The organism is Alteromonas sp. ABH4_456, from assembly GCF_056160645.1.
The window spans coordinates 1-23,380 of the sequence record NZ_JBSWXO010000006.1 but is presented as its reverse complement, the minus strand read 5'-3'; the positions used below and the strand labels follow the sequence as shown (position 1 = coordinate 23,380).

The window sequence follows — 23,380 nt, the reverse complement described above, 5'->3', positions numbered from 1 at the left end:
TTTATGTTAAAGACACAATTCATCACAATTTGATCGTAGTAATGCCTTTTTCATTACGTATCCTCAGAGCATTGATGAATCAACGCCAGACAAGAAAAAGGAAAACTATGAGTAAAGCAGCTGCCGCTATTATTGGCACAGGACTTGTTATCGCATTTGCCGTGCTGGGAGGCCAGCTGGCAACGGCGCTGGTGGATTTTAAAACCTGGGACAGAGTTGTCACCGTGAAGGGGTTGTCAGAACGGGAATATCCGGCAGACCAGGTGATCTGGCCGATACAGTTTACTGAAGCCGGCAATGATCTCTCAGCACTCTATGACACGCTGGAAAGCCATTCAGATAAAATTACCGCATTCCTTACAACCAGCGGCATTAGCGCTGACGACATCAGCTTTAATCAGCCGGTGATCACCGATAAGCTTGCGCAACAGTACGGCGGCGATAACAGGGTGGAATTCAGGTACAGTGCCAGCCAGACCGTAACCGTGTACTCAACCGATGTAGAAGTGGTAAGAAAAGCCATGCCCGATATTTCTGATCTCGTTAAACAAGGTATCGTGTTTTCTAATCAGCAGTGGGATGCTCAGCCTCAATATGTATTCAGCCGGTTGAATGAGGTGAAGCCTGACATGATTGAAGAGGCAACAGTAAATGCCAGGGAAGTGGCTGAGAAGTTCGCCCGGGACTCTCAAAGCAGGATAGGTAAAATTAAGCGGGCTAATCAGGGGCAGTTCACCATTACGCCACGGGATGCGCATCAACCGCACATCAAAAAAGTCAGGGTTGTTTCAACCATAGAATATACCCTAACCGACTAACTGATACGATGTTCAGATTGCGGTGCACACGGCATAGCGTCTACACTAACTGCCTGGAATAATGGTGCGGCCGTATGGGGTTGCACACCTGGCAAACGGGGGCTTCATGGCAGTAAAAGTAAACCATCCTGAACAGATGGAAATTTTTGCTGTACCCAGTCCCTGTATTGGTGTTTGTCAGGCCGGTCCGAAAGGCTATTGTCTGGGGTGTTACCGTACCCGCGACGAGCGTTTTCACTGGCTGCAGATAAATGACGCCGCCAGACGTACCGTGATTAAAGCCTGCCAGAAACGTAAAGCCATGGCATTGCGGCAACAACAGCCCGAGGATGGCGGGCAGGCAACGGTTGAAGAACCTCAGCAACAATCTTTATTTTCCGACAACGGGAAGCAGTAACATGGTCACAGCAATCAGGCTGTTGTCCGTATCGCGTTTTCTCCCGTATTTACAATAAGTTGCTATACTCAAAATCAAGAAATAAACAAGGGTTACTCATGTCGATGGAAAAGTACGTCAGTTACGCCACACAGTCTTTTACGTTCCCGAATATTTGTCTGAAAATCCGGAACGTACTGGATGATCACCGCAGCGACATGGATGATTTGGCGAAGCTCATTGCCGTTGATCCGTCGCTGACGGTAAAAATTCTCCGTCTGGCTAACAGCGCTTTATTCCGCTTTCCTTCCCAGATTGATTCCATCGCCAAAGCGGTCAGTGTTATCGGGGGCGAGGCGCTGTACAACCTTGTGGTAGCAGAAACAGCGAATACAGCGTTCAAGCACTTCAACAGTGCTCATATCCGGCTGGACAAGCACTGGTATAAGTCAGTTTACAACGGGCTACTGGCCAAAACGCTGGCCAAACAGTCAAATATCCGCGGCAGTGAACGGTTCTTCGTGATGGGCATTCTCTGCCATTTCAGCGAACTGGTGGTGGCCAAAGAAGACCCTGAACTTTATCTGGCATATCTTGAAGATAAGTCCGGTGACTTACTATGGGAAAAGCAGGAGAAGCACTTCGGTTTTACCTTTGCAGCCTGTTCCGGGGAAATTATGGAGCAATGGCGCTTGCCTCTTCCTCTGTTTTTCCCGGTAAAATATGTTCACAATACCAGGAAATACGCTGAAGAGGCGGATATAGGTTTGTTGGCGTGTTCAATGCGGGTTACAATTCGGGAAATCATGGAACCGGAGTACGGCGATATTGAACTTTTCACGCCGGAAATGGCCAATACGTTGTTGGTTGAAGGAGAAACGATGGATAACGCGATAGCCTGGACAAATGCTGAGGCTGAAAAGGTATCTGCGCTAATCCTGTAGAAAAACAAGGTCGCCACGGACGGTTCATAACAGTGCGCTAAATAAAAATATTAAAACCCATGTTAAATCCGTTTACTGCGAGATTACTGGTCGTTGTTGCCTTATTTTCCGGCAGCATCACCGGCGCCATGGCCGCCGACCGGAATCTTATACAAACTTTATATCATTCCGACTTCGACGAAGTGGGTGATGGCGGGCAGCCCCGCTTTACCCTGGACGGAGAAGTTGGTCTGTTGTCTGCGTCAGGGAATACCAATGCTAATTCCCTGAAAGCGGCCTTACATTCTGAACATGAAACTGCGAAATGGAATAATAACTACTTCGCAGAAATGCTGTACAAGCAAAGCAAAACAGAAAACGATGACGGTGAAACCACCAGTGAAGTTACCGCTCAGCGTTTTTTTGGTTATGCGCAATTTGATTATAAACTTATGACGCCCGGACAACGTACTTTCATGTACGCTGATTATGAGAATGACCGGTTTAACGGTTATAAGTACCGGTCCTCACTGGCAGCAGGTTGGTCTCAGCGATTGTGGAACGAGGATGAAAGTTCATTTCGTTACAGCGTAGGCCCGGGTTATGCTTTCGTCGGGGTGGAAGAGGGTACTGAAACCAATGTGAATAATGGCCTGATTGCAAGAGCGTCAGGTGAGTATCAGTATCAGTGGAACACGGGGGCACAGCTTCGTCAGTTTATGAGTGCAGAGATCGGAGCTGATAATATTAAAACCAAATCAGTCACCGCTTTATCAGCCAATTTATTTGATTCGCTAGCCATGAAACTTGCATTCAATCTGGCTTATGAAACCGAACCTCTCGAAGATGTAAAAAGTGTAAATACGGAAACCACAGTCTCTGTGGTTTACCGTTTTTTCTGAAGAATAATAAAGCGACGACGCTGAAGACAGCGCGCATCTGGCCGGGCCATCAGGATGGCTACCGGGCTTTTGGATGGGGAACAATCACTATCATGGATGATATACGCTTTGCCGGCCTGAACGGAGTCTGTTCAATACTGGTATCATGGAAACACATATTTTAGGAATGCAAATGAAAAAGCAACTTTTAGCTGTCGCTGTGCTCAGCGCAATGGGTACCACTTCTGCACTGGCACAAGATGATGCTAAACCGTTTACTCTGGAAGGTGGATTAGGTTTCATCTTTACTTCCGGTAACACGGAAACCGCGTCTATTAACGCGTCTTTAGAAGGCCATCAGGAACTGGAAAAGTGGAGTAACGACTACACAGTTGAAGGTCTGTATAAGAAAGAAACGGTAACTGACGACGACACTGGCGAAGACGTAGAACGTACTTCTGCACAGAAATTCTTTGCTTCAGGTCAGGGTAACTACAAGCTGGAAAATCCTGATTACCGCTTATTCGGCTTCGCCTCATACGAAGATGACCGTTTCAGCAGCTATAACTACCAGTCTACTGTCGCTGCCGGTTGGAACCAGAAGGTTTGGCAGAACGACACAACGTCTTTAGAGTATTCAATCGGTCCTGGTTACTCCTGGGCAGAAACACAGGAAGATGTTGAACAAAACAGTTTCATCGTTCGTGCTTCCGGTGCATTCGAATGGCTGATTTCTGATACAGCGAAATTTTCTCAGACAGTGAGTACGGAAGTGGGTGATGAAAACACCAAGTCACGTGCAGAGTCTGCACTGACGGCCACTATCAGCGGTAACCTGTCGATGAAACTTTCAGTCAAACTGGACCACAACTCCCGTGTAAACGAAGGCGTTGAAAAGCTTGATACTGCCACAGCGGTAACACTGGTATACAGCTTCTTCTAAGCCTTATCCGTTGTGAATGAACATGAAAAGCCCTGATTTACAGGGCTTTTTTGTGGGAGTTACTCAATACCTTCAGATTATCTTCTGTCAAAGTTCACCGGCTTCTCCGGTGTCTGATAATACCCTTCTCTGAGCAGGCGTTTGAAACGGTCCAGTTCACCTTTTTCTTTCAGGTTATTCAGGCCTCTGTTAAACAGCTCCAGCACCAGTCGCTTTTCTTTGTTTTTAGGTACCAGCAGGTGAGTGGTGACAGTAGAAACCAGCGGACTTATCTGGTGAATTTCATCCCGTTCTGCCTCGCTGAAATCACGTTGCAGAAGATACCAGCCGGTTAATTCATCGATAGGGAAAATATCTGTGTCGCCTTCGATCAGATGGTCGAAATTCTCATCGTCGCTGTCTGCCGTACTGATGTTCTTGCCTTCTTTGATGTATCGGGACAGTTCGTTATTGTACAGGTAGTCTTTCGTGACACCCATGGTGTAGTCATTCAAATCATTCAGTCCTGACCACATGTCGGGACCGGATTCATTGTTGACGTAGAAAACCAGGCTTTCTGAGGTGACCGGCTCGCTGTGCCAGAAGGTCTTTTCCCGATCCCGCACATAGTTGCCGTATGAAATGGCGTCATATTCGCCATTCTCTGCACCTTCCAGTGCGTCTTCCCAGGGAACGTAAATAAACTCAGCCCGTACACCTGTTTCCAGAAACACTTCGCTGATGATGTGATTCATGTAGCCGTTGTGTTCCATCTCTTCAGAGGTATACGGTGCGTATTCCGTGGTGGCAATTTTCACCGTCATCCAGGTGTGAGCCATGGCTGCGGCGGGTAACAACGCGGCGGTCAGCAGCGCTGTTTTTATAAGTCGTAGTGATAACATATCAGAAATATACTCCCAGGCTGATGTTCAGGCGGTGTGTGGATTGCGGATCATCGTTGAAGTTTAACCCCATGCCGGACCCGCCGGAAAACCACATGTTTTTGCCCTGAATACTGTCGACATATACGAATAATTTAGACCAGCCGAAGCTGCATCCGTTTACCCACTGTGTACTGTCGCTGCCAGCTTCTGAGTCTCCTTCCACGCGGGAATATTCACTGTAGCAGGTAATATCCTCTAAAGAAGCGACAGTGAAAGGCAAGCTGTAAGCCAGGTTAGCCATATACGACTGACCTTCGCTGGCCATCAGGAATGGCGCTTCAAACGAAGACAGGGCCAGCCGGTCATGAAGTTGTCCTTCCGGGGCTGCCAGGTCATAACGGTAATCCAGATACTGCAGCTCTACTTTCCAGGGTTTCTGGTTATGGCGCAGGTGTACAGCATAAGCGGTCATATCTCCGCTATCCTGTGTATCAAAATTAAATATGTCACCCTGCTGAAACGATACTCCGATGTCGGTGGTGGAGCGGGGAAGCAGTCTGGCTTCGTAGTTTACCCGCAGGTTGTACTGGCCGTCTTCCTGATTACGGTATTCGCCGTCATCAGCGACGTCAAAGGAATAGCGGCCAAAGCGGGTGGCATTATTGTATTCATCATTCAGGAAATATCCGGCGTGAACCGTAAACGGACCCCGTTTATAGCGGGCAACAACTCCTGCATCATAATCATCTTCAAAACCAATATAGTAATTGGCGGAGAACCAGAAGCTGTTTGAAGCGAAAGGTAACAGGCCGAAGGGGACTTTAGTGATACCGCCGGTGACATCCAGGTATTCGTCGTAGTGCCAGGTCAGATCGGCATAGCGGACCGTATCGAAATCAGTATTTTCATACCACCGGTAGTCAGCTTTATAGGAAAAATCATCGAATTTTCCATCGACGGTGAGTTTGATTGATTCAAATTCCAGTCCGTCCCGTATTGCCGGCGCCTGCCAGTCACGGTGACCGTAATTGACTCTCACATGACCGCCAAGGTTAAAGTTATCTTCTGCTGCTGTGACGGGACCACACAAGGCGGTTATCCCTAACGTCATGCACAGTGCGTTTCTTCTCATCATGCTTAAAAGCCCTGAGGTTGAATACGTGCGCCATCATGGCTCAACGTAGCAGGTGTTAAATTTTTGTGTCACAGAAAAGATACACGGCAGCACAACGCTGAGATCAAACAGAGCAGGATTTAACTGAGAAAGGCGTGATCAGAAGAGATAAAAAATCCGGTGTACAGAGACACCGGATTTGATTTTGAACATAATCCTTTTTAAGGGATCAGTGCAGAAGACGGGTTTTAATTGTGCCTTTAATGTTTTGCAGCTGGGCCAGACCTTCATCGGCTTTATTTGCTTCCACATCAACAACTACGTAACCGATATCAGCAACAGTTTGCAGGTACTGAGCTTCAATGTTGATGCCTTTTTCTGCGAATGTCTGGTTAATCTGGTTCAGAACACCCGGACGGTTTTCGTGGATGTGCAGTAAGCGTGAACGGCCGGGGTGATCCGGTAAGGATACTTCAGGGAAGTTCACTGCAGACAGAGTTGAACCGTTGTCAGAGTATTTCGCCAGTTTACCGGCTACTTCAATCCCGATATTTTCCTGCGCTTCCTGTGTGCTGCCTCCCACGTGTGGGGTAAGGATCACGTTATCGAACTGACGCAGCGGCGATTCGAATTCTTCAGTATTCGATTTCGGCTCAACCGGGAATACATCGATAGCGGCACCGGCAAGGTGTTCGCTTTCCATGGCTTCAACCAGTGCATCGATATCAACAACAGTACCACGGGACGCATTGATAAGAATGGCGCCTTTTTTCATTTTCGACAGTTCTGCTTTGCCAATCATGTCTTTAGTAGACAGCGTTTCAGGAACATGCAGAGAAACAACGTCAGATGTCGCCAGAAGGGTATCCAGTGATTTCACCTGCACAGAGTTACCCAGTACCAGCTTGTCTTCAATGTCGTAGAACTGAACGCGCATGCCCAGGTGCTCAGCAAGAATGCTCAACTGTGTACCAATGTGGCCGTAACCAATGATACCCAGCGTTTTACCGCGGGCTTCGTACGAGCCGACAGCACTCTTTTCCCACTCACCACGATGGGCTTTGGCATTCTTTGACGGTACGCCACGAAGAAGAAGAATTAACTGGCCCAGCACCAGTTCTGCAACAGAACGGGTGTTAGAAAACGGCGCATTGAATACAGGAATACCTTTAAACTGAGTGGCTTTCAAATCTACCTGATTGGTACCGATACAGAAGCAACCTACAGCAACCAGCTTTTCAGCGGCCTGAACCACGGCTTCAGTGATCTGAGTACGTGAACGGATGCCGATAAAGTGAACATCTTTCACTTTTTCGATGAGATCTTCTTCTGACAGGGAGGTCTTCAGATACTCAACATTGGTGTAACCGTTACTGTTTAAGGTTTCAACGGCACTTTGGTGAACGCCTTCCAGTAGCAATATACGGATCTTGTCCTTGGGTAGGGATACTTTACTCATTGCCTCACATCTCGAATAGTTGGTTGCAAAAAGACATCTGGACGTCTATATGGGCAAAATAACAGATATCGTTGTTGGTTAAAAGCGCTATTTCATTCAGCAAGCCTTATATCCGGCTTGCTGACAGGGTGGTTAAGTTTAGTCGCTGACCGTAATTACGCCCGAACCGGTTGCTACCAGCACAATATCTGCGCCACGGTTAGCAAAAATACCGTTAGTGACTACGCCCGCCAGACTGTTAATAGCATCTTCCATTTCCCGGGGATTGATTATGTTCAGGTTGTGAACATCCAGTATCACGTTGCCATTGTCAGTCACCACGCCTTCACGGTAAATCGGATCGCCTCCCAGTTTTACCAGCTCTCTGGCTACGTAAGAGCGCGCCATGGGAATGACTTCAACAGGAAGCGGAAATTTGCCCAGTACCGGTACCTGTTTGGTGTCGTCTACAATACACACGAAGGTTTTCGCTACCGCTGCGACGATTTTTTCACGCGTCAGGGCTGCACCGCCGCCCTTGATCATGTGCTTGTGTTCCGTCACTTCATCAGCGCCGTCAACATACACAGAAAGGCTGTCTACTTCATTCAGCGAAAACACTTCAATGCCGTGGGCTTTAAGTTTTTCTGTTGATGCGTCAGAGCTGGATACTGCGCCAACAATCTTGTGTTTAATGTCTGCCAGCGCATCAATAAAAAAATTGACCGTTGAGCCTGTGCCCACACCAACAATAGTGTCCGGCTCTACATATTTTATGGCTGCTTCAGCAACAGCTTTCTTCTTCGCGTTCTGATCCATAAGGGTTCTCCAAAGTTTTGCAGAAGTTTAACTGAAAACTGCAGGAATGGGAGACGAAATTAAGGGCAATTCGTCTTATCCGGCCGTATTACGCCACAAGGCGTGATGATGAGATCCAGGGGGAAATCCCAGGGTTCAACCGGAAGCGCGTCAACCTGCTGACAATCATGTGCGATACCGGCAAGCAGGGGGCGGGAAGCGGCGTTGCGATAAGGTGCCAGCGTACGATCGTAAAATCCGCCGCCCATGCCCAGCCGGTTTCCTTTTTCGTCGAAACCGGTGAGCGGCATCAGGATCAAGTCATGACGGGAAAAAGGTATGACATCAGGGCAGCGTAACTGAGGTTCAGCAATATTGAAGCGGTTACTCACCAGTACGGTGTTGTCATGATAGTGCAAAAATAGCAGATGCTGACGGTTAAACGGGTGCAGTACCGGCAGGCTGACAGTTTTATTCTGGGCTGCCGCGGTGGTAATAGTGTCCGAAAGGCTGACTTCTCCGTCGTTTGCCAGGTATGCAGCTACATGCGCGGCTTGTTGCCATTCCGGCAGTGCCGTCAACTCGCGGTTCAGGCGTACAGCAGCCTGAGCCTGCGTCTCTTCAGACAGGTTGTTGCGGCGTAACCGCAGTACTTTGCGTAATTCCTGACGTGTTAATCCTGCGCTACTGATTTTTTCCATCGGGTAATAAGAAGAAACTTAAGGTGTCGCAAAGTGTATCATTATTCACAGGCAGTGTGAGGGCGGCATCAATGCCGGTTTGTCTTTGATAAACGGAGCAACAGGTCTCTTACCCGGAACGACTTCCTGCTTCTTCCGGTAATGGCGGTTGACTCATGATTCCCCCGGGCTGTCCTTAAGTCACAAAAAAAAGCGCCCGGAGGCGCTTTTAGCAGGGAAATACTCCTCCGGACTTTATAAAGCGTAGGTGTCGATGAACAATTGTTCCAGTTTTTCGTGATTAACATCGGTTGCGACATCAATCATTTGCGCTTCAGTCCATAGCGGGCTTGGTGTTGAGCCTGCCGGAGCGACGACCGTTTGTCCTCTGTCCAGTTCACCGGTACCTACACGGGCGTGGCCACGGGTGATGGTAAACAGTTCAGGGTTGACCAGCCAGGCCAGCGGATACGCGTCGTGGAAGAAGCACACACGCTCTTCACGGTTTTGCGAGTAAAAATCGATATAAAACTGTGATACACGCTTAACGAAGCCACCCAGTTTTTCATTACCCGTTTCCAGAGTATCCAGGAAAGACGGTGCGAAAGGCGCTTTCAGCGTAACATCAAGGCCAAACATGGTAACAGGCCAGTCTGCAGCGAATACAATGGCGGCGGCGTGGGCGTCGTTCCAGATATTGGCTTCAGCCACCGGCGTTACGTTACCGGGTACAAATGCTGCGCCGCCCATAATCGCGACACCTTTAATCAGCTTGGGTAATTCCGGCTCAAGACGTAATGCCAGCGCCAGGTTACCCAGCGGGCCAATCGCAACCAGCGTGATTTCACCGGGATGTTTGCGGGCCATGTCTACGATGTACTGTGCTGAACTGCGGGGATCAAGCTCCCGCTCAGAGGCTTCCGGAAATGTATTGCCGAAGCCGTCATCACCATGTACGAAATGGGCGTAACCTGACTCCGGGCCAACCCAGGGCATGCCCACGCCTTGGGTGACAGGAATGTCCTGACCGGCGTATTCACACAGGGTCAGCGCATTTCTGGCAGACATGGTTACCGGTACATTACCGAAAACGGTAGTCAGGCCCAGCACTTCAATTTCAGGATGTTGAAAAGCAAAAAAGATCGCCATTGCATCATCGATGCCCGGATCGGTATCAAGAATAATTTTGTGTGTCATAGTTGTCCTTTTGAACTATCAGACATGTTTCGCGAGGAAGCGGTCTACTTCCTTCTGCTGCGGTATAGATTGTGCGGCACCTTCACGGGTAACGGCGATGGCAGAGGCGGCACAGCCACGGATAAGTGCTTGTCTGGCGTCTGTGTGATTACTGTAGGCCGATAAAAAATAACCGATAAAACAGTCACCGGCGGCGGTGGTATCAACGGCATCCACCGTAAATGCGTCTACTTTGATCACATCGCCACTTTTACGCAGCATCATCACGCCATCTTTACCCAGTGTAAGAATCACTTCGCCATGTTGCCAGTTAGCTTTAAACCAGGTGACGATTTCTTCAACATTGTCCTGACCGGTAATCGCCGCAGCTTCGGTTTCATTTACGATGAGCAGATCAACACATTCCAGCGGTAAAGACTTTACGGATTCACTCATCGGCGCAGGGTTAAAGGCAACTTTCAGTTGCTTCTCTTTTGCCTGCTTCAACATATCAGCAATGCTGCTGGTCTCATTCTGGGTAAGTACCCAGTCAGCTGAACTGGTGTCACTGAGGGCTTTTCTGACTGTCGCTTCATTGATTGTCTGATTTGCACCGCCGAACAGCACGATGGCGTTCTCGCCGTCAGGGGTTACCTGAATAATGGCATGCCCAGAGGCCGTTTCGGTACAGGCAACATACTGACAATCAACGCCATGGCGAATTAGTGTTTGTTTGAATGCCGCATCAGACTGATGAATTGCGCCCACGTGCTTAACATCAGCACCGGCCTGTGCCAGTGCAATCGACTGGTTTGCGCCTTTGCCACCAAGCAACTGAGTGTATTTTGTTGATGCCAGTGTTTCACCCGGCTTTACGAAATGATCTACGTGGTAGACGTGATCGATATTTATCGAACCAAAATTAATGACTGCCATTTCTACTTTCCGTCGAAAGAGGGCGCCTTCCGAAATGCCGCTGTTCATCGTTCGCCCGTGAACCGAAATGTTCAGGGCGGAAGAATCTTCATAGCCGTAGGCTTCCCAGTACGCGCCGGGCTTGCACAATAGCTACGCGGTCATCTTCCTTGGTTTAAAGCATCGGCCAGGGACATGAATGAACTGGCAAACATTCCAGAAGACAGTGTAATTAAAAAACAGCGCAACAGAGTATATCAAACGACACGGTTCGTGAAGCAGATCACCCTTAAAGTTTTGAGAACTTTTCAAAAAAGGCTGTTTTATTGGCTCTAAGCCTGCTGTAGCAACGTATTGCATGCCTGACCATTTGGTTAAGCTTGTTGCTTTATTGAGCAGGTTTTATCGATAACAGTGTTGATCCTAAAGCATTATGAGGGACGTGAAAAGGGGAGAAATACTGACTGCTCAAACACTGTCCATGAAATTGGTTTAAACTGGGTTTTAAGCTGCCTTTTTGGTAGCATGACCGCAATTAACTGATGGAAAGAATACGTGGATAAACAACTCGATTACGACCGTGTCACTAATGTGTTGTCACAATACGATGTCATCGCAGACGGTGCTGAAATTCAGGGCACATTGTGCGGTATGTTATGTGGCGGTATGGCGGTATCAGAACGGAAGTGGATGGATGTTCTGAAAGACACCATGAATGAGGGCGCAGCGTTTGCCCCGGAACTGACCGTGGTGCTTACCGATGTATTCAATGAATTATGTCAGCAACTGATTGAAGTGGAATTTTCCCTCAATCTGATGTTGCCGGATGATAAAGCACCGATCAATGACCGTGGTCTGGGTCTGATTAACTGGGTGCAGGGCTTTATGCTTGGCTTCGGATTGTATCAGCAAAACCTGATGCAATGTTCTGAAGACGTCAAAGAAGCGTTGCAGGATTTCGCCGATATCTCCCGCATGGAAGAGCCTATGACCGAAGATGAAGAATCTGAGCGGGCGCTGTTTGAAGTGGTGGAGTACGTCAAAATTTCTGCACTGCTTTGCTTCAACGAACTGGGCGAGTCGCTGCTCGACGATCAAAAAGATAAACCTTCCGTACACTGATCATGATAAGCAAACAGGAATTTATTGCGCGCCAGCACCGCTTACTTGCTCTGTGTGAACCGGAAAGCGTGGTAGTGATCTCTGCTGCTTCGCTGATAACACGCAGCCGCGATACAGAATATCCTTTCCGCCAGAACAGTGACTTCTGGTATCTCACCGGTTTTGATGAGCCGGATACCGTTTTGTTGCTGTCGAACCACAGCCAGTTTTCCGATCCTTACCGTGCAATGGCGTTTCGTCCGAAGGACAAAACAGCCGAAATCTGGCAGGGCAGGTGTTTAGGCGCTGATGCCGGTTTGTCAGAGTTTGCTCTGGATGAAGCGTTTGAGCTGAGCGAACTGGATGATGTGCTGTCAGAATGGCTTGGCGGACACGACCATGTATATTTTCCGTTTCAAAGTCCGCTGCGGGAAACCCTGTTTGCTGTGCACAATAAGCTGGCGGCAGCGCCGAAAGAAAATATTTCTCCGGCGGCGTTCTGTGATGTAACACCGCTGATTCATGAAATGCGGTTATTCAAATCTTCCTGTGAAATTGCGCTGATGCAGGCTGCCGGAAAAATCTCCGCACAGGGACATATCCGCGCCATGAAGTTTGCTCATCCCGGCTGTTACGAATATCAGCTAGAAGCGGAGCTGCATCACGAATTTGCTATGTCCGGTGCCAGACATCCTGCCTACGGCACCATTGTTGGCAGCGGTGATAACGCCTGTATTTTGCATTACACCGAAAACAACGCACAGGTTCGTGACGGTGATTTGATCCTGATCGATGCCGGCGCAGAATATGCGGGTTATTATGCTGGTGACATCACCCGGACGTTTCCGGTAAATGGTAAATTCAGTGCGCCACAGCGCAGTATCTATCAGTTAGTACTGGATGCTCAGCTTGCCGTACTCGACAGGATCGGGCCCGGTATGACACTGAACGAAGCCGGTTTAATTGCTGCTGAAGTGCTTACCGCCGGTCTAGTTGAACTGGGCCTGCTGAAAGGCACTGTGGCAGAAAGCCTCGAAGGATTGCATTACCGGCAGTTCTTTATGCACGGCATAGGACATTATTTAGGGTTAGACGTACATGATGTGGGTGACTACCGTCAGGACGGTGAGGAGCGCCCACTGCAACCCGGCATGGTGATCACTATTGAACCCGGGCTTTATATCGCGCCGGACGCAGATGTGCCGGAAGCCTATCGCGGTATAGGTGTGCGTATTGAGGATAACCTGGTGATCACGGCAACCGGTGCTGACGTAATAACTGCTGACGTACCGAAAGAAATCAGTGAAATTGAAGCGTTAATGAGGAAGTCTTAACCGGTGTCTGAATTTGATGTCGTGATTATCGGAGGCGGAGCTACAGGTAACGTTATTGCCCGTGGATTGCTGAAACACACCGGCTTTTCTGTTGCGCTGGTCGAAGCCAATGCTTATACCTCAGACGGTTCCCATCCCGGGTTTGATGCCAGAGTGATTGCACTGGCAAAACGCACCGTGGATGAGCTGGCCGCGCTGGATATCGACGCAGGTTCTGCCGGTGCTGTACCCATTAAGCATATTCAGGTTTCAGACAAAGGTGCTGCCGGGCTCTGCCAGCTCAATGCTGATGACTTTCACGTCAGCCATTTCGGGCAGGTAATTTCATTGAAGCATCTGGGTGAAGCCCTGCAACTTCCGCCGGAGACCCCGGGATTCAGTTTGTTTTGTCCGTTGCATGTGAGTTCAGTCAGCCGTACTCAGGAAGCCACGGAACTTACCCTGAGCAACAGCGAAACTCTGCGTGCCCGGCTGGTTATTCTGGCAGATGGTGGCCGTTCGCCACTGCATGAAGAACTCGGGTTTGAGCGTACCGCAGAGGATTACAGGCAAACCGCCATTGTGGTGAATGTCATCACGCAAAAACCTCACAAACATCGTGCTTACGAGCGTTTTACCGCGGAAGGGCCGGTGGCTTTTTTACCTTACGATCCGGGCTTTGCTACCGGACACCGTAATGCCTGTGGCTTTTCCGTTGTCTGGACGGTATCGCCTGACCGGGCGGAAACCCTGATGCAGTCCGGTGATAAAACTTTTATTCAGGCGCTGCAAAAAGATTTCGGCTGGCGGCAGGGCGCAATTCTGCAGGCCGGAGAGCGCACTGCATATCCCTTATCACTGCAACGCACCGTGAATACCATCACGCATCGCGCAGTCGTGTGTGGCAATGCCTCGCAAACACTTCATCCCATTGCCGGGCAGGGTTTTAACCTTGGCTTACGTGATGCCTGTGCGCTGGTGGCTCAACTGACTGATGCTGATGATCCCGGTGCTTTTCATGTGTTGCGCCAATATGCGCTGAACCGTGAGCAGGACAAGAGGTCAACCATCACGCTGACCGATGGCCTGGTCAGGTTATTTTCCAATGATAACCGGGGGTTGCTGGCAGCCAGAAATGCCGGTTTGATGGTGATGGATAACTGTCCGTCGCTGAAATCGTTTTTTGTCAGACAAACCACCGGATTTGCCCCGGGCGCATAATATTCAGGAGAAAGAGCATGGATACAGTGGATATTGCTATTGCGGGTGGCGGCATGGTGGGATTAAGCCTTGCCGCCGCCTTGAATGACAGCGGGTTATCTGTGGCCGTGATTAGCGACCAGCCATTTTCCCGTGAGATGCCGAAAGAACCTGCGTTACGCGTCAGTGCAATTAACGGGGCTAATTATTCAACGCTGTCAGACCTTGGCGTGTGGCAGCGCATGCCACAAGAGCGGGTAAGTGCCTATCACACGATGTCCGTTTGGGATAAAGACAGTTTCGGAAAAATTCACTTTTCGAAGGAAGATTTACCCGCGCCGCAGTTGGGTCATATTATTGAAAACCAGTTGCTGACCAATGCGCTGGCTGACACGGTAGCGCAGCAGTCTCACGTAAAATTGATCGAAACCCGCATTCAGAAAGTACTTTCCGGGCAAAGGGAAACCATGCTGATGCTGGAGAACGACCAGGTACTGGCCTGCCGGTTACTGGTCGGTGCCGACGGCGCGAATTCTTTTGTGCGCCGGCAAGCCCAATTTCCTCTTACCTTCAAAGATTACGGTCATACGGCAATCGTCGCCACAGTGAGAACCTCTGAACCTCACGAACAGTGCGCGAGACAAGCGTTTACCCCGGACGGACCGTTAGCGCTGTTACCCTTATCTGAGCCGGATCTGGTTTCTATAGTATGGTCTCAGACCAATGAAGTGGCAGCGTCTTTAACCAGTTTGAGTGATGAAGCCTTTAATCATGCCCTTAGTGCTACCAGTGACGGTGTTCTGGGCGTGTTAACGGTAGAAAGTAAAAGACACAGCTTCCCGCTTGCCATGCGTTATGCAAGGCAATGGGCAAAGAACGGCATGGTTATAATCGGTGATGCGGCACATACCATTCATCCACTGGCGGGGCAGGGAGCGAACTTAGGGATGCGTGACGCTTTTGCGCTTGCAGAAACTGTTAAAACCTGTGTTCAGGATGATAAAGATTTTGCATCTCTTGAAAATTTACGGGCGTTCGAGCGGGCGAGAAAGGCTGATGCAATGGCAGTGGTAGCTGCAATGGACGGGTTTAAAACGTTATTTGCCGGAAATCATCCCCTGAAGAAATTTGTGCGCGGGGCCGGGCTGGTAATGACAGATGCCATTCCCGCTATCAAGCGTCAGTGGCTGGCTCAGGCGATGGGTTGGTAACACGCAGCAGCGCATTCAACGATTCCCGCGTAAAGCGGGATTCACCACTTTCGAAGCTTTGAGTCTCAATCTCTACTTCCCCTTCAGCCAGCAGTTTCATCGTCAGCACATCTTCGTTATAAAGCTCTGCAACGATTTTCAAATCGTTTGCATTTTCTATACTTCTGACTCTGTAGTGACAGCGTTGACAATAACTTGACAACGCTGTCAACAAAAGAGAATTTACTTGCCGTAAATCGACCCCGATGTCGTTTTTCATAATATTTTCCGGTTAACTGTGTAAAGGGGCAGGAAGAAAAGTTGCCACATGAAAGCTTTTACACATACCGGATGGCGACCATCCGGCAACTATTTTTAGAATCATAGTTTTTGTTAGTATACTCTTCAGTGTAGTCAGGTAATTTAGACAAAAGTAGTAATTTTTGTTGGTAAGATGAGTAAGCAATAATGTTAAAAACGTCAGCGGTTAAAAACTGACATCCCATTGTAAGCGCCAGGTTATCCGGTCTCCCACCTCTTCACTCTGTTGTTCCATGCTGATATGACTGACTTCCGCGGTCACTTTATTGTTATGACCGTTGATAAACCAGTTAAATGCCAGTGTGCGTTCGTAAAACCTGTCGCCGTCATCACCGGTTTTCGGATCGTACGTGGCATATCTTGCTGCCACTTCAAGCGGGGCAGGCCACCAGGCGAACTGTTCATTTAAGAAGTATCCGGCCTGCACGTAATAACCACGCAGGGTTGTTTGCCGGTTCCCGTTAATTCTGTCGGTAACCTTTTTTTCGTGATATTCGCCCTGAGCATTAAAACCCTGATAGAAGAATGCGCCGTCGACGAGATATTGTTTTACGTCGTATTGGTCAGGGGTTTCACCAATATCGATATTATCCAGTGCGCCAGGGCCCGACGAGGAAAAGCGGGTGTAAATACTGCGGTATTTTGCGCCGGCTACAGCAACAGCGGCTGCAGGTTCTGATGTGCGTTTGATATCACTGTTTTTAAATCCGGTCTCCTTACCCAGAAAGTTCCACTGGAAGCGTCCGGCATACATGGGGTTGCCATCGTGATTGTGGTATTCACCGCGACCGGAGCCGGTTAACAGGGCTGTCCAGTAATTAAAGTTTGCCGCGCCGCCTTCATCAATATGACCATAAACCGACATACCCTGCTGGCGATCCAGAGTAAAAACACGGTTGATGATTGAGCGGTCCATCATTTGCTGTCCGCCGCTGCTCACGCTGCGTTCACGTGAGTATTCTACTTTCCACTGACCAAACTTCACCTTTAGCCCGTCATATTTTTCCAGCGCGATGGTAGCGTTTAATGTGCGGGAATCTGCGGCGTCGTACTCCCAGTAGTACTTTACCCATTCACGAACAGCGTGGCCGCCAACCTTCAGCCGGGCACGGTTAATATCAAACTGATTACCACTTTCAGCAATGAAGTCGCCGATGTCGTTGGGTTGCCCTGCACCCGGGCTGGCAAAACGAAACTGCGTTCTGCCACGGATTTGCACCGAATACTGATTATCCGCTGTAGAATAGGTCAGACCGTTACCCTCGTAGTCTGAGAATAAAGACGTGGCATTGCTGTTGAATGCAGAAAGAACGCTGAATGTAATGAAAAGAAAGCGAAGAGAAGAACAAGTAAAAGACACATTTCACCTTGCAGCCGGTAAGAATGGCAGCGGAGTGTATAGTCTTTAGTCGTATATTCAAAGGTGATTGTCACAAAACTGACATATTAAACGACCCATGACATACCAATAGCCGCACCCGCTCCCATGCCCAGAGTAAAAAGCAGTACACCGGCGAGCAGATTTTCTGCCGGAAACCTTGTAGTTGATACTGGCGGCGTATGTTCGTGGTTCACAGTGGCATCCTTATCTATGGTTGATTAATAACGTTAAGTTTTAACCACTTCATACTAAGCATACTGCCAGCCCGGAACCACTGAACTCATGAACGGATCTGAAACAGATTAACGCTGTAACCGGCTCTTTATAAACTCTGCCAGCGTGCGGCTGACCACCGGATGCTGGGTATCCTGATTGAACAGGCAAATATTGACTTTACCCAGGCGGGGCAGGCGGCTGTCTTTTAAGATAGTTAAATTCTCCGGCATACTGGAGCGTGCGAGGGCGGTGATCCCCAAACCCTGCTGAATAGCGGCAACCAGACCGCCCAAATCAGCATTGGTATAGGTAATTTTCCATACCCGTGTTTGCTGCTTTAATTCATCAATTACCCGGCTGCGATACATACAACCGTCCGGAGCAAGCACTAAAGAAATATGGTCACTCACCAGCGGTCTTGCCGCATCGCCTACCCATACCATATCGTCTTCCAGCACCAGTTCACCGCCGGCTTCCGTATCAGGATTCACCAGAGCCAGAATCAAATCGAACTGGCTGCGCCTTGAAGCATGGAGTAAGTCGCGGCTTAACGATGAGGTCACTTCCAGAGATACATCCGGGTAGCGCTTGGAAAACTCACCAATTAAACCCGGTAACAGTGTTGAGGCGAATTCGTTCGGAATGCCAAGACGCAGGCGGCCACTTAACGGAGCCGGGGTTAACCAGCGGAAAATGGCATCGTTCATCTCAAGCAATTCTTTTGCCTTAGGGTAAAGCCAGTTGCCATCATTACTGGGCAGGTGCCGCTGACCGACTTTGGTGAATAATTTCCGGTCTAACTGCTCTTCCAGTTTTTTGATTTGTAAGCTGATAGCAGGCTGGGAACGGCCCAGCCATTCGCCTGCTTTAGCGTATCCACCTTGCTCAATAACACTCACGAAAGTACGTAAGTTATCTAACGACAACTGCTTCATAATGATTTGAAATGCTGATGATATGAGTTTCTTATATTATATTTGCAAATGTAAGGATAAGAAATTCCAATTTGATTGGTCTTTTGCCGTAACCCTATACTTTGTGCTGTTTTTATCACATCGAAACGGACAAAGTCGCATGACGAATACCACCGCATTACACGCTAAGCACCTTGAAGCTGGCGCAAAAATGGTCGATTTCTTCGGCTGGGATATGCCAATCAATTACGGTTCACAAATCGAAGAGCATCACGCGGTGCGTAAAGACGCCGGTATGTTCGATGTGTCTCACATGACCATTGTTGATGTCACAGGTGCGCAGGCGAAAGATTATCTGCGTTACTTGCTGGCTAATGACGTGTCCAAGTTACAGGTTAAAGGTAAGGCGCTGTACAGCGGCATGCTGAACGAAGAAGGCGGTGTGGTTGATGATCTTATCGTGTATTTCTTCGATGAAACAAACTATCGCCTGGTGGTGAACTCTGCCACCCGCGAAAAAGACATGAACTGGCTGAAAGACAAAGCCAGCGGTTTTGATGTCACCATCACTGAAAAGCCGGACTTCGCGATGATTGCCGTTCAGGGCCCGAATGCGAAAGAAAAAGCCGCTACGCTGTTCAGCGCTGCTCAGAAAGAAGCGGTTGCCGGCATGAAGCCGTTCTTCGGCGTACAGGCGGAAGATTTATTCATTGCTACCACCGGTTACACCGGTGAAGCAGGCTACGAAATTATGGTTCCCGCCGCGCAGGCAGGCCAGTTCTGGCAGGACTTGCTGGATGCAGGTGTTAAACCGTGTGGCTTAGGTGCACGTGACACGCTGCGTTTAGAAGCCGGTATGAACCTGTACGGTCAGGATATGGATGAAACCGTTTCTCCGCTGGCTGCCAACATGGGCTGGACCATTACATGGGAACCGGCAGACCGTGATTTCGTCGGCCGCAAAGCATTAGAAGCACAAAAAGAAGCCGGTACTGACAAACTTGTCGGCCTGGTAATGACCGAGAAAGGCGTGTTACGTCACGGTTTAAAAGTGCGTTCAGAATCAGGAGAGGGTGTGATCACTTCAGGCACCTTCTCACCAACATTAGGGCATTCCGTTGCACTGGCCCGGGTACCTGCCAATACAGGTGAAACTGTAGAGGTGGAAATGCGTAAAAAGTGGGTTACAGTAAATGTGGTTAAGCCCAGCTTTGTACGCAATGGTAAAAGTGTATTGTAATCCCAACATCAAGGAAAAATCAGGAACTTATTATGAGCAATATCCCAACCGATTTACGTTATGCATCAACTCACGAGTGGGTTCGTCCTGAAGGCGATGGTGTTTTCACTGTAGGTATTTCTGAGCACGCTCAGGACTTACTGGGTGACATGGTATTTGTTGATTTGCCTGATGTGGGCGACGCGGTAAGTACCGGTGACGACGTATGTGTCGCTGAGTCTGTTAAAGCTGCATCTGATGTATACGCGCCAATCAGCGGCGAAATCGTTGCGATTAACGATGCGCTGGAAGATTCTCCTGAGCTGGTAAACAGCGACCCGTACGGAGACGGCTGGTTATTCAAGATTAAAGCGGATGATCCTGCTGAAGCTGAAGGTCTGCTGGACGCAGAAGGCTACGAAAACAGCATCGACGAAGACTAATTCGTTACAGAGCCAACATCCAAAAAGGCTTAAAGGGGCAATTTAAGCCCCTTTTGTTTTTATTACCCATTGCAAGTGCTTAACAAAACTATGTCGAATTCATCCCTTACTTTGGCTCAGTTAGAGCAAAAAAATGCCTTTATCCGCCGCCACGTCGGCCCGGGTGAAGAAGAAATTCAAGCCATGCTGGCATCTGTGGGCGCTGACTCACTGGATGAGCTGATGGCACAAACTGTACCGGCAGCTATTCAACTGGATAAACCCATTGAAGTAGGTGGTGGCGAGACAGAAGTTGATGCACTGGCTGCACTGAAAGCCGTGGCTTCTAAAAACAAAATCAACCGCTCTTTTATCGGTATGGGTTATTACGATACCCACGTACCGAACGTTATTCTGCGTAACGTGCTGGAAAATCCGGGCTGGTACACGGCATACACGCCATATCAACCTGAAATTGCCCAGGGTCGTCTTGAAGCCATTCTGAACTTCCAGCAGGTCACTATTGATTTGACCGGTCTGGAACTGGCCTCAGCCTCATTGCTGGACGAAGGCACAGCGGCCGCAGAAGCCATGGCTCTGGCCAAGCGTGTTTCGAAAAACAAAAAAGCGAACCTGTTCTTTATCGCTGATGATGTGCACCCGCAAACCAAAGACGTGGTAGAAACCCGCGCTGAAATGTTTGGTTTCGGTATCGTTACCGGTCCTGCAGAAGAAGCCGCAGAGCACGATGTGTTCGGTGCGCTGCTGCAATATCCGGCTACCACCGGTGAAGTAAAAGATATCAGTGACATCATTGCAGCGGTACAAGCCAAAAAAGGTATTGTTGCTGTAGCGGCAGATCTGATGAGTCTTGTTATGCTTAAATCGCCGGGCGAGCTGGGTGCTGATGTGGCACTGGGCAGTGCACAGCGTTTCGGTGTACCGATGGGCTACGGTGGTCCTCACGCAGCGTTTTTCGCAACCCGTGATGCCTACAAGCGTTCATTACCCGGTCGTATCATTGGTGTGAGTAAGGACACCCGTGGACGTCCAGCACTGCGCATGGCGCTGCAAACCCGCGAACAGCATATCCGTCGTGAAAAGGCCAACTCTAACATCTGTACTGCACAGGTGCTGCTGGCCAACATGGCGTCTTTCTACGCCGTTTATCATGGTCCTGAAGGCCTGAAAACCATCGCTAACCGCATTCACCGTTTCGCCGATATTCTGGCAACCGGCTTAACGCAAAAAGGCGTTGCGCTGAAGCACAGCACTTTCTTCGATACGTTAACTGTGATGGTGGATAACAAAGCAGAAGTGCTTGAAGCGGCTTATGCCCGCGGCCTGAACCTGCGTGCCGATCTTGAAGGCGCTGTAGGTGTGTCGTTAGATGAAACCACCACCCGTGCGGATATTGCCGGTCTGTTCGATGTACTGCTGGGTGGCGATCACGGTTTAACCGTGGATGGTCTGGACGCTGAAGTTACCACACAGGGCAGCCAGTCTATTCCTGTTGATCTGGTACGTACGTCTGATTTCCTGACTCATGAGGTATTTAACTCGTATCTCTCAGAAACTGAGATGCTGCGTTACATCAAGTCACTGGAAAACAAAGATTTAGCGCTGAACCACTCAATGATTTCATTGGGTTCATGCACCATGAAACTGAACGCCACAGCCGAAATGATTCCGGTCACCTGGCCTGAGTTTGGTCAGCTTCACCCGTTCGCGCCTGTGGACCAGGCTTCCGGTTATCAGGAAATGATTGGTGATCTGAGCGAGTGGCTTATCAACATCACCGGATACGACGCATTATCCATGCAGCCTAACTCCGGTGCACAGGGTGAATATGCCGGTCTGCTGGCGATTCAGCGCTACCACGAAAGCCGTGGCGAAGGTCACCGTAATGTGTGCCTGATCCCAAGTTCAGCGCACGGTACAAACCCGGCGTCTGCGCAAATGGTCAGCCTGAACGTGGTTGTTGTGGCGTGTGATAAGAACGGTAACGTCGATTTAGCTGACTTGCGTAAGAAAGCAGAAGAAGTGGGTGATAATCTGTCTTGTGCCATGATCACCTATCCGTCTACCCACGGTGTTTACGAAGAAACTATCCGTGAAATCTGCGACATCGTGCACCAGTACGGCGGTCAGGTTTACATGGACGGTGCCAACATGAACGCACAGGTAGGCGTTACGTCACCAGGCTTCATCGGCTCTGACGTATCGCACCTGAACCTGCACAAAACCTTCTGTATTCCTCATGGAGGCGGCGGCCCCGGTATGGGACCAATTGGTGTGAAATCGCACCTTGCGCCTTTCCTGCCAAATCACGCAGTGGTGAACATTGAAGGTACAGGTAAAGATTGTGGTGCAGTATCAGCCGCGCCATGGGGCAGTGCATCTATTCTGCCAATCAGCTACATGTACATCAAAATGATGGGCTCGGAAGGTTTACGTAAAGCGACTGAAGTTGCCATCTTGAATGCTAACTACGTGGCAAAAGCGCTGGAAGGCCATTATCCGGTACTGTACAAAGGCCGTAACGGTCGTGTTGCTCACGAATGTATTATCGACCTGCGTCAGCTTAAAGAAGCGTCCGGTGTGACCGAAATGGATATCGCCAAGCGTCTGAACGACTACGGTTTCCACGCGCCGACCATGAGCTTCCCCGTAGCCGGAACGCTGATGATAGAGCCAACAGAATCTGAAGCTAAATACGAGCTGGACCGCTTTATTGAAGCTATGGTCAGCATTCGCAACGAAATCGCCAAAGTGGAAAGCGGCGAGTGGGATGCCACAGATAACCCGTTGCACAACGCACCACACACGCTGGCCGACATCTGCGACAGCGACTGGACCCGCAGCTACGACCGTCAGGTCGCCGCTTACCCGGTTGAGTCTGTTGCCCGCAACAAGTTTTGGCCAAGCGTAAACCGTATCGACGACGTATACGGTGACCGCAACCTGATTTGCTCTTGTCCAAGTATTGAGAGCTATATTGAGGAGTGAGGTTTCTGATAACTGGTAATGAAGTTTGTGACAGTTTTAATGAAGTCTGTGACAGGTAATTAAGATTGTGACAATCTAGCTAAATAACTGTTCTTAAGTGTAGAGCACCCCATAGGGGAACTCAGTGTGATTTCTGCGATCAGATCAATCGCCAAAAAGAAATTACCGA

General features: G+C 49.2%; 23 protein-coding genes and 1 other RNA gene. 12 read left to right on the top strand and 12 right to left on the bottom strand.

The window, feature by feature from the left end:
• The first annotated feature begins 107 nt into the window (after nucleotides 1-107).
• From ACXAG2_RS10995 to ACXAG2_RS10975, 5 genes are all read left to right on the top strand, one after another.
• Nucleotides 108-818, top strand: a complete 711-nt coding sequence (locus ACXAG2_RS10995; protein ID WP_474866948.1) for an SIMPL domain-containing protein — start codon at nucleotides 108-110, stop codon at nucleotides 816-818.
• Nucleotides 819-924: 106 nt separating this feature from the next.
• Entirely contained in the window at nucleotides 925-1,215 is a 291-nt protein-coding gene (locus tag ACXAG2_RS10990) for a DUF1289 domain-containing protein (protein WP_474866946.1), read from the top strand.
• A gap of 98 nt (nucleotides 1,216-1,313) precedes the next feature.
• Entirely contained in the window at nucleotides 1,314-2,138 is an 825-nt protein-coding gene (locus ACXAG2_RS10985) for an HDOD domain-containing protein (RefSeq protein ID WP_474866943.1), read from the top strand.
• A gap of 59 nt (nucleotides 2,139-2,197) precedes the next feature.
• Nucleotides 2,198-3,019 carry a DUF481 domain-containing protein gene (locus ACXAG2_RS10980; RefSeq protein WP_474866940.1) on the top strand — a complete coding sequence of 274 codons (822 nt, stop codon included), beginning with the start codon at nucleotides 2,198-2,200 and terminating at the stop codon, nucleotides 3,017-3,019.
• A gap of 172 nt (nucleotides 3,020-3,191) precedes the next feature.
• Nucleotides 3,192-3,941 carry a DUF481 domain-containing protein gene (locus tag ACXAG2_RS10975; RefSeq protein WP_474866937.1) on the top strand — a complete coding sequence of 250 codons (750 nt, stop codon included), beginning with the start codon at nucleotides 3,192-3,194 and terminating at the stop codon, nucleotides 3,939-3,941.
• 77 nt (nucleotides 3,942-4,018) lie between these two features.
• Here the strand turns inward: ACXAG2_RS10975 and ACXAG2_RS10970 are convergent, their stop codons facing one another.
• From ACXAG2_RS10970 to ssrS, 8 genes are all read right to left on the bottom strand, one after another.
• Nucleotides 4,019-4,822: a substrate-binding periplasmic protein gene (locus tag ACXAG2_RS10970; RefSeq protein ID WP_474866935.1), complete on the bottom strand. Its 804-nt coding sequence runs from the start codon at nucleotides 4,820-4,822 to the stop codon at nucleotides 4,019-4,021.
• Between the two features lies 1 nt (nucleotide 4,823).
• Complete coding sequence (locus ACXAG2_RS10965; RefSeq protein ID WP_474866932.1) at nucleotides 4,824-5,939, bottom strand: hypothetical protein; 1,116 nt, start codon at nucleotides 5,937-5,939, stop codon at nucleotides 4,824-4,826.
• A 208-nt stretch (nucleotides 5,940-6,147) separates the two neighbouring features.
• Nucleotides 6,148-7,377 (bottom strand): phosphoglycerate dehydrogenase, encoded by a 1,230-nt coding sequence (gene serA, locus ACXAG2_RS10960; protein ID WP_119502144.1) that lies wholly within the window; start codon nucleotides 7,375-7,377, stop codon nucleotides 6,148-6,150.
• Between the two features lie 138 nt (nucleotides 7,378-7,515).
• Nucleotides 7,516-8,175 carry a ribose-5-phosphate isomerase RpiA gene (rpiA, locus tag ACXAG2_RS10955; protein ID WP_474866929.1) on the bottom strand — a complete coding sequence of 220 codons (660 nt, stop codon included), beginning with the start codon at nucleotides 8,173-8,175 and terminating at the stop codon, nucleotides 7,516-7,518.
• A gap of 59 nt (nucleotides 8,176-8,234) precedes the next feature.
• On the bottom strand, nucleotides 8,235-8,855 hold the full coding sequence (locus ACXAG2_RS10950; protein WP_474866926.1) for a 5-formyltetrahydrofolate cyclo-ligase: 621 nt from the start codon (nucleotides 8,853-8,855) through the stop codon (nucleotides 8,235-8,237).
• Between the two features lie 234 nt (nucleotides 8,856-9,089).
• Nucleotides 9,090-10,031, bottom strand: a complete 942-nt coding sequence (locus tag ACXAG2_RS10945; RefSeq protein ID WP_474866924.1) for a nucleoside hydrolase — start codon at nucleotides 10,029-10,031, stop codon at nucleotides 9,090-9,092.
• Nucleotides 10,032-10,049: 18 nt separating this feature from the next.
• On the bottom strand, nucleotides 10,050-10,946 hold the full coding sequence (locus tag ACXAG2_RS10940) for a ribokinase (protein ID WP_474866922.1): 897 nt from the start codon (nucleotides 10,944-10,946) through the stop codon (nucleotides 10,050-10,052).
• A gap of 22 nt (nucleotides 10,947-10,968) precedes the next feature.
• Nucleotides 10,969-11,151, bottom strand: a non-coding RNA gene (ssrS, locus tag ACXAG2_RS10935) — 6S RNA.
• Between the two features lie 329 nt (nucleotides 11,152-11,480).
• Between ssrS and ACXAG2_RS10930 the strand changes: the two genes are divergently transcribed.
• The 4 genes from ACXAG2_RS10930 to ACXAG2_RS10915 are packed head-to-tail and all read left to right on the top strand — an operon-like array spanning nucleotide 11,481 to nucleotide 15,750.
• Entirely contained in the window at nucleotides 11,481-12,047 is a 567-nt protein-coding gene (locus ACXAG2_RS10930; RefSeq protein WP_474866919.1) for a UPF0149 family protein, read from the top strand.
• A gap of 2 nt (nucleotides 12,048-12,049) precedes the next feature.
• A complete protein-coding gene (pepP, locus tag ACXAG2_RS10925) occupies nucleotides 12,050-13,360 on the top strand; it encodes a Xaa-Pro aminopeptidase (RefSeq protein ID WP_474866917.1) in 1,311 nt (436 codons plus the stop codon).
• A gap of 3 nt (nucleotides 13,361-13,363) precedes the next feature.
• A complete protein-coding gene (ubiH, locus tag ACXAG2_RS10920) occupies nucleotides 13,364-14,560 on the top strand; it encodes a 2-octaprenyl-6-methoxyphenyl hydroxylase (protein WP_474866914.1) in 1,197 nt (398 codons plus the stop codon).
• Nucleotides 14,561-14,577: 17 nt separating this feature from the next.
• Entirely contained in the window at nucleotides 14,578-15,750 is a 1,173-nt protein-coding gene (locus ACXAG2_RS10915; protein WP_474866911.1) for an FAD-dependent monooxygenase, read from the top strand.
• Here ACXAG2_RS10915 and ACXAG2_RS10910 read toward each other — a convergent pair.
• The 4 genes from ACXAG2_RS10910 to ACXAG2_RS10895 form a co-directional block, all read right to left on the bottom strand.
• Nucleotides 15,713-16,009, bottom strand: coding sequence for a hypothetical protein (locus ACXAG2_RS10910; protein WP_474866908.1), 297 nt, complete (start codon nucleotides 16,007-16,009; stop codon nucleotides 15,713-15,715). The genes ACXAG2_RS10915 and ACXAG2_RS10910 overlap by 38 nt on opposite strands.
• 207 nt (nucleotides 16,010-16,216) lie before the next feature.
• Nucleotides 16,217-17,410: a porin gene (locus tag ACXAG2_RS10905; RefSeq protein WP_474866906.1), complete on the bottom strand. Its 1,194-nt coding sequence runs from the start codon at nucleotides 17,408-17,410 to the stop codon at nucleotides 16,217-16,219.
• A gap of 86 nt (nucleotides 17,411-17,496) precedes the next feature.
• Nucleotides 17,497-17,625, bottom strand: coding sequence for a hypothetical protein (locus ACXAG2_RS10900; RefSeq protein ID WP_269748645.1), 129 nt, complete (start codon nucleotides 17,623-17,625; stop codon nucleotides 17,497-17,499).
• A 108-nt stretch (nucleotides 17,626-17,733) separates the two neighbouring features.
• Nucleotides 17,734-18,582 carry a LysR family transcriptional regulator gene (locus ACXAG2_RS10895; RefSeq protein ID WP_474866903.1) on the bottom strand — a complete coding sequence of 283 codons (849 nt, stop codon included), beginning with the start codon at nucleotides 18,580-18,582 and terminating at the stop codon, nucleotides 17,734-17,736.
• 139 nt (nucleotides 18,583-18,721) lie between these two features.
• Between ACXAG2_RS10895 and gcvT the strand changes: the two genes are divergently transcribed.
• The 3 genes from gcvT to gcvP all read left to right on the top strand — a co-directional run bounded on the left by gcvT (nucleotide 18,722) and on the right by gcvP (nucleotide 23,211).
• On the top strand, nucleotides 18,722-19,801 hold the full coding sequence (gene gcvT, locus ACXAG2_RS10890) for a glycine cleavage system aminomethyltransferase GcvT (RefSeq protein WP_474866901.1): 1,080 nt from the start codon (nucleotides 18,722-18,724) through the stop codon (nucleotides 19,799-19,801).
• A gap of 32 nt (nucleotides 19,802-19,833) precedes the next feature.
• Nucleotides 19,834-20,223, top strand: a complete 390-nt coding sequence (gene gcvH / locus ACXAG2_RS10885) for a glycine cleavage system protein GcvH (RefSeq protein ID WP_119502131.1) — start codon at nucleotides 19,834-19,836, stop codon at nucleotides 20,221-20,223.
• 90 nt (nucleotides 20,224-20,313) lie between these two features.
• On the top strand, nucleotides 20,314-23,211 hold the full coding sequence (gcvP, locus tag ACXAG2_RS10880; protein WP_474866898.1) for an aminomethyl-transferring glycine dehydrogenase: 2,898 nt from the start codon (nucleotides 20,314-20,316) through the stop codon (nucleotides 23,209-23,211).
• The last annotated feature ends 169 nt before the right edge of the window (nucleotides 23,212-23,380 follow it).

Excerpts from the sequence above, each read along its gene's own strand:
- ACXAG2_RS10995 (WP_474866948.1), top strand. The coding sequence starts at position 108 with ATGAGTAAAGCAGCTGCCGCTATTATTGGCACAGGACTTGTTATCGCA.
- ACXAG2_RS10990 (WP_474866946.1), top strand. The coding sequence starts at position 925 with ATGGCAGTAAAAGTAAACCATCCTGAACAGATGGAAATTTTTGCTGTA.
- ACXAG2_RS10985 (WP_474866943.1), top strand. The coding sequence starts at position 1,314 with ATGTCGATGGAAAAGTACGTCAGTTACGCCACACAGTCTTTTACGTTC.
- ACXAG2_RS10980 (WP_474866940.1), top strand. The coding sequence starts at position 2,198 with ATGTTAAATCCGTTTACTGCGAGATTACTGGTCGTTGTTGCCTTATTT.
- ACXAG2_RS10975 (WP_474866937.1), top strand. The coding sequence starts at position 3,192 with ATGAAAAAGCAACTTTTAGCTGTCGCTGTGCTCAGCGCAATGGGTACC.
- ACXAG2_RS10970 (WP_474866935.1), bottom strand. The coding sequence starts at position 4,822 with ATGTTATCACTACGACTTATAAAAACAGCGCTGCTGACCGCCGCGTTG.
- ACXAG2_RS10965 (WP_474866932.1), bottom strand. The coding sequence starts at position 5,939 with ATGATGAGAAGAAACGCACTGTGCATGACGTTAGGGATAACCGCCTTG.
- serA (WP_119502144.1), bottom strand. The coding sequence starts at position 7,377 with ATGAGTAAAGTATCCCTACCCAAGGACAAGATCCGTATATTGCTACTG.
- rpiA (WP_474866929.1), bottom strand. The coding sequence starts at position 8,175 with ATGGATCAGAACGCGAAGAAGAAAGCTGTTGCTGAAGCAGCCATAAAA.
- ACXAG2_RS10950 (WP_474866926.1), bottom strand. The coding sequence starts at position 8,855 with ATGGAAAAAATCAGTAGCGCAGGATTAACACGTCAGGAATTACGCAAA.
- ACXAG2_RS10945 (WP_474866924.1), bottom strand. The coding sequence starts at position 10,031 with ATGACACACAAAATTATTCTTGATACCGATCCGGGCATCGATGATGCA.
- ACXAG2_RS10940 (WP_474866922.1), bottom strand. The coding sequence starts at position 10,946 with ATGGCAGTCATTAATTTTGGTTCGATAAATATCGATCACGTCTACCAC.
- pepP (WP_474866917.1), top strand. The coding sequence starts at position 12,050 with ATGATAAGCAAACAGGAATTTATTGCGCGCCAGCACCGCTTACTTGCT.
- ACXAG2_RS10915 (WP_474866911.1), top strand. The coding sequence starts at position 14,578 with ATGGATACAGTGGATATTGCTATTGCGGGTGGCGGCATGGTGGGATTA.
- ACXAG2_RS10910 (WP_474866908.1), bottom strand. The coding sequence starts at position 16,009 with ATGAAAAACGACATCGGGGTCGATTTACGGCAAGTAAATTCTCTTTTG.
- ACXAG2_RS10895 (WP_474866903.1), bottom strand. The coding sequence starts at position 18,582 with ATGAAGCAGTTGTCGTTAGATAACTTACGTACTTTCGTGAGTGTTATT.
- gcvT (WP_474866901.1), top strand. The coding sequence starts at position 18,722 with ATGACGAATACCACCGCATTACACGCTAAGCACCTTGAAGCTGGCGCA.
- gcvH (WP_119502131.1), top strand. The coding sequence starts at position 19,834 with ATGAGCAATATCCCAACCGATTTACGTTATGCATCAACTCACGAGTGG.
- gcvP (WP_474866898.1), top strand. The coding sequence starts at position 20,314 with ATGTCGAATTCATCCCTTACTTTGGCTCAGTTAGAGCAAAAAAATGCC.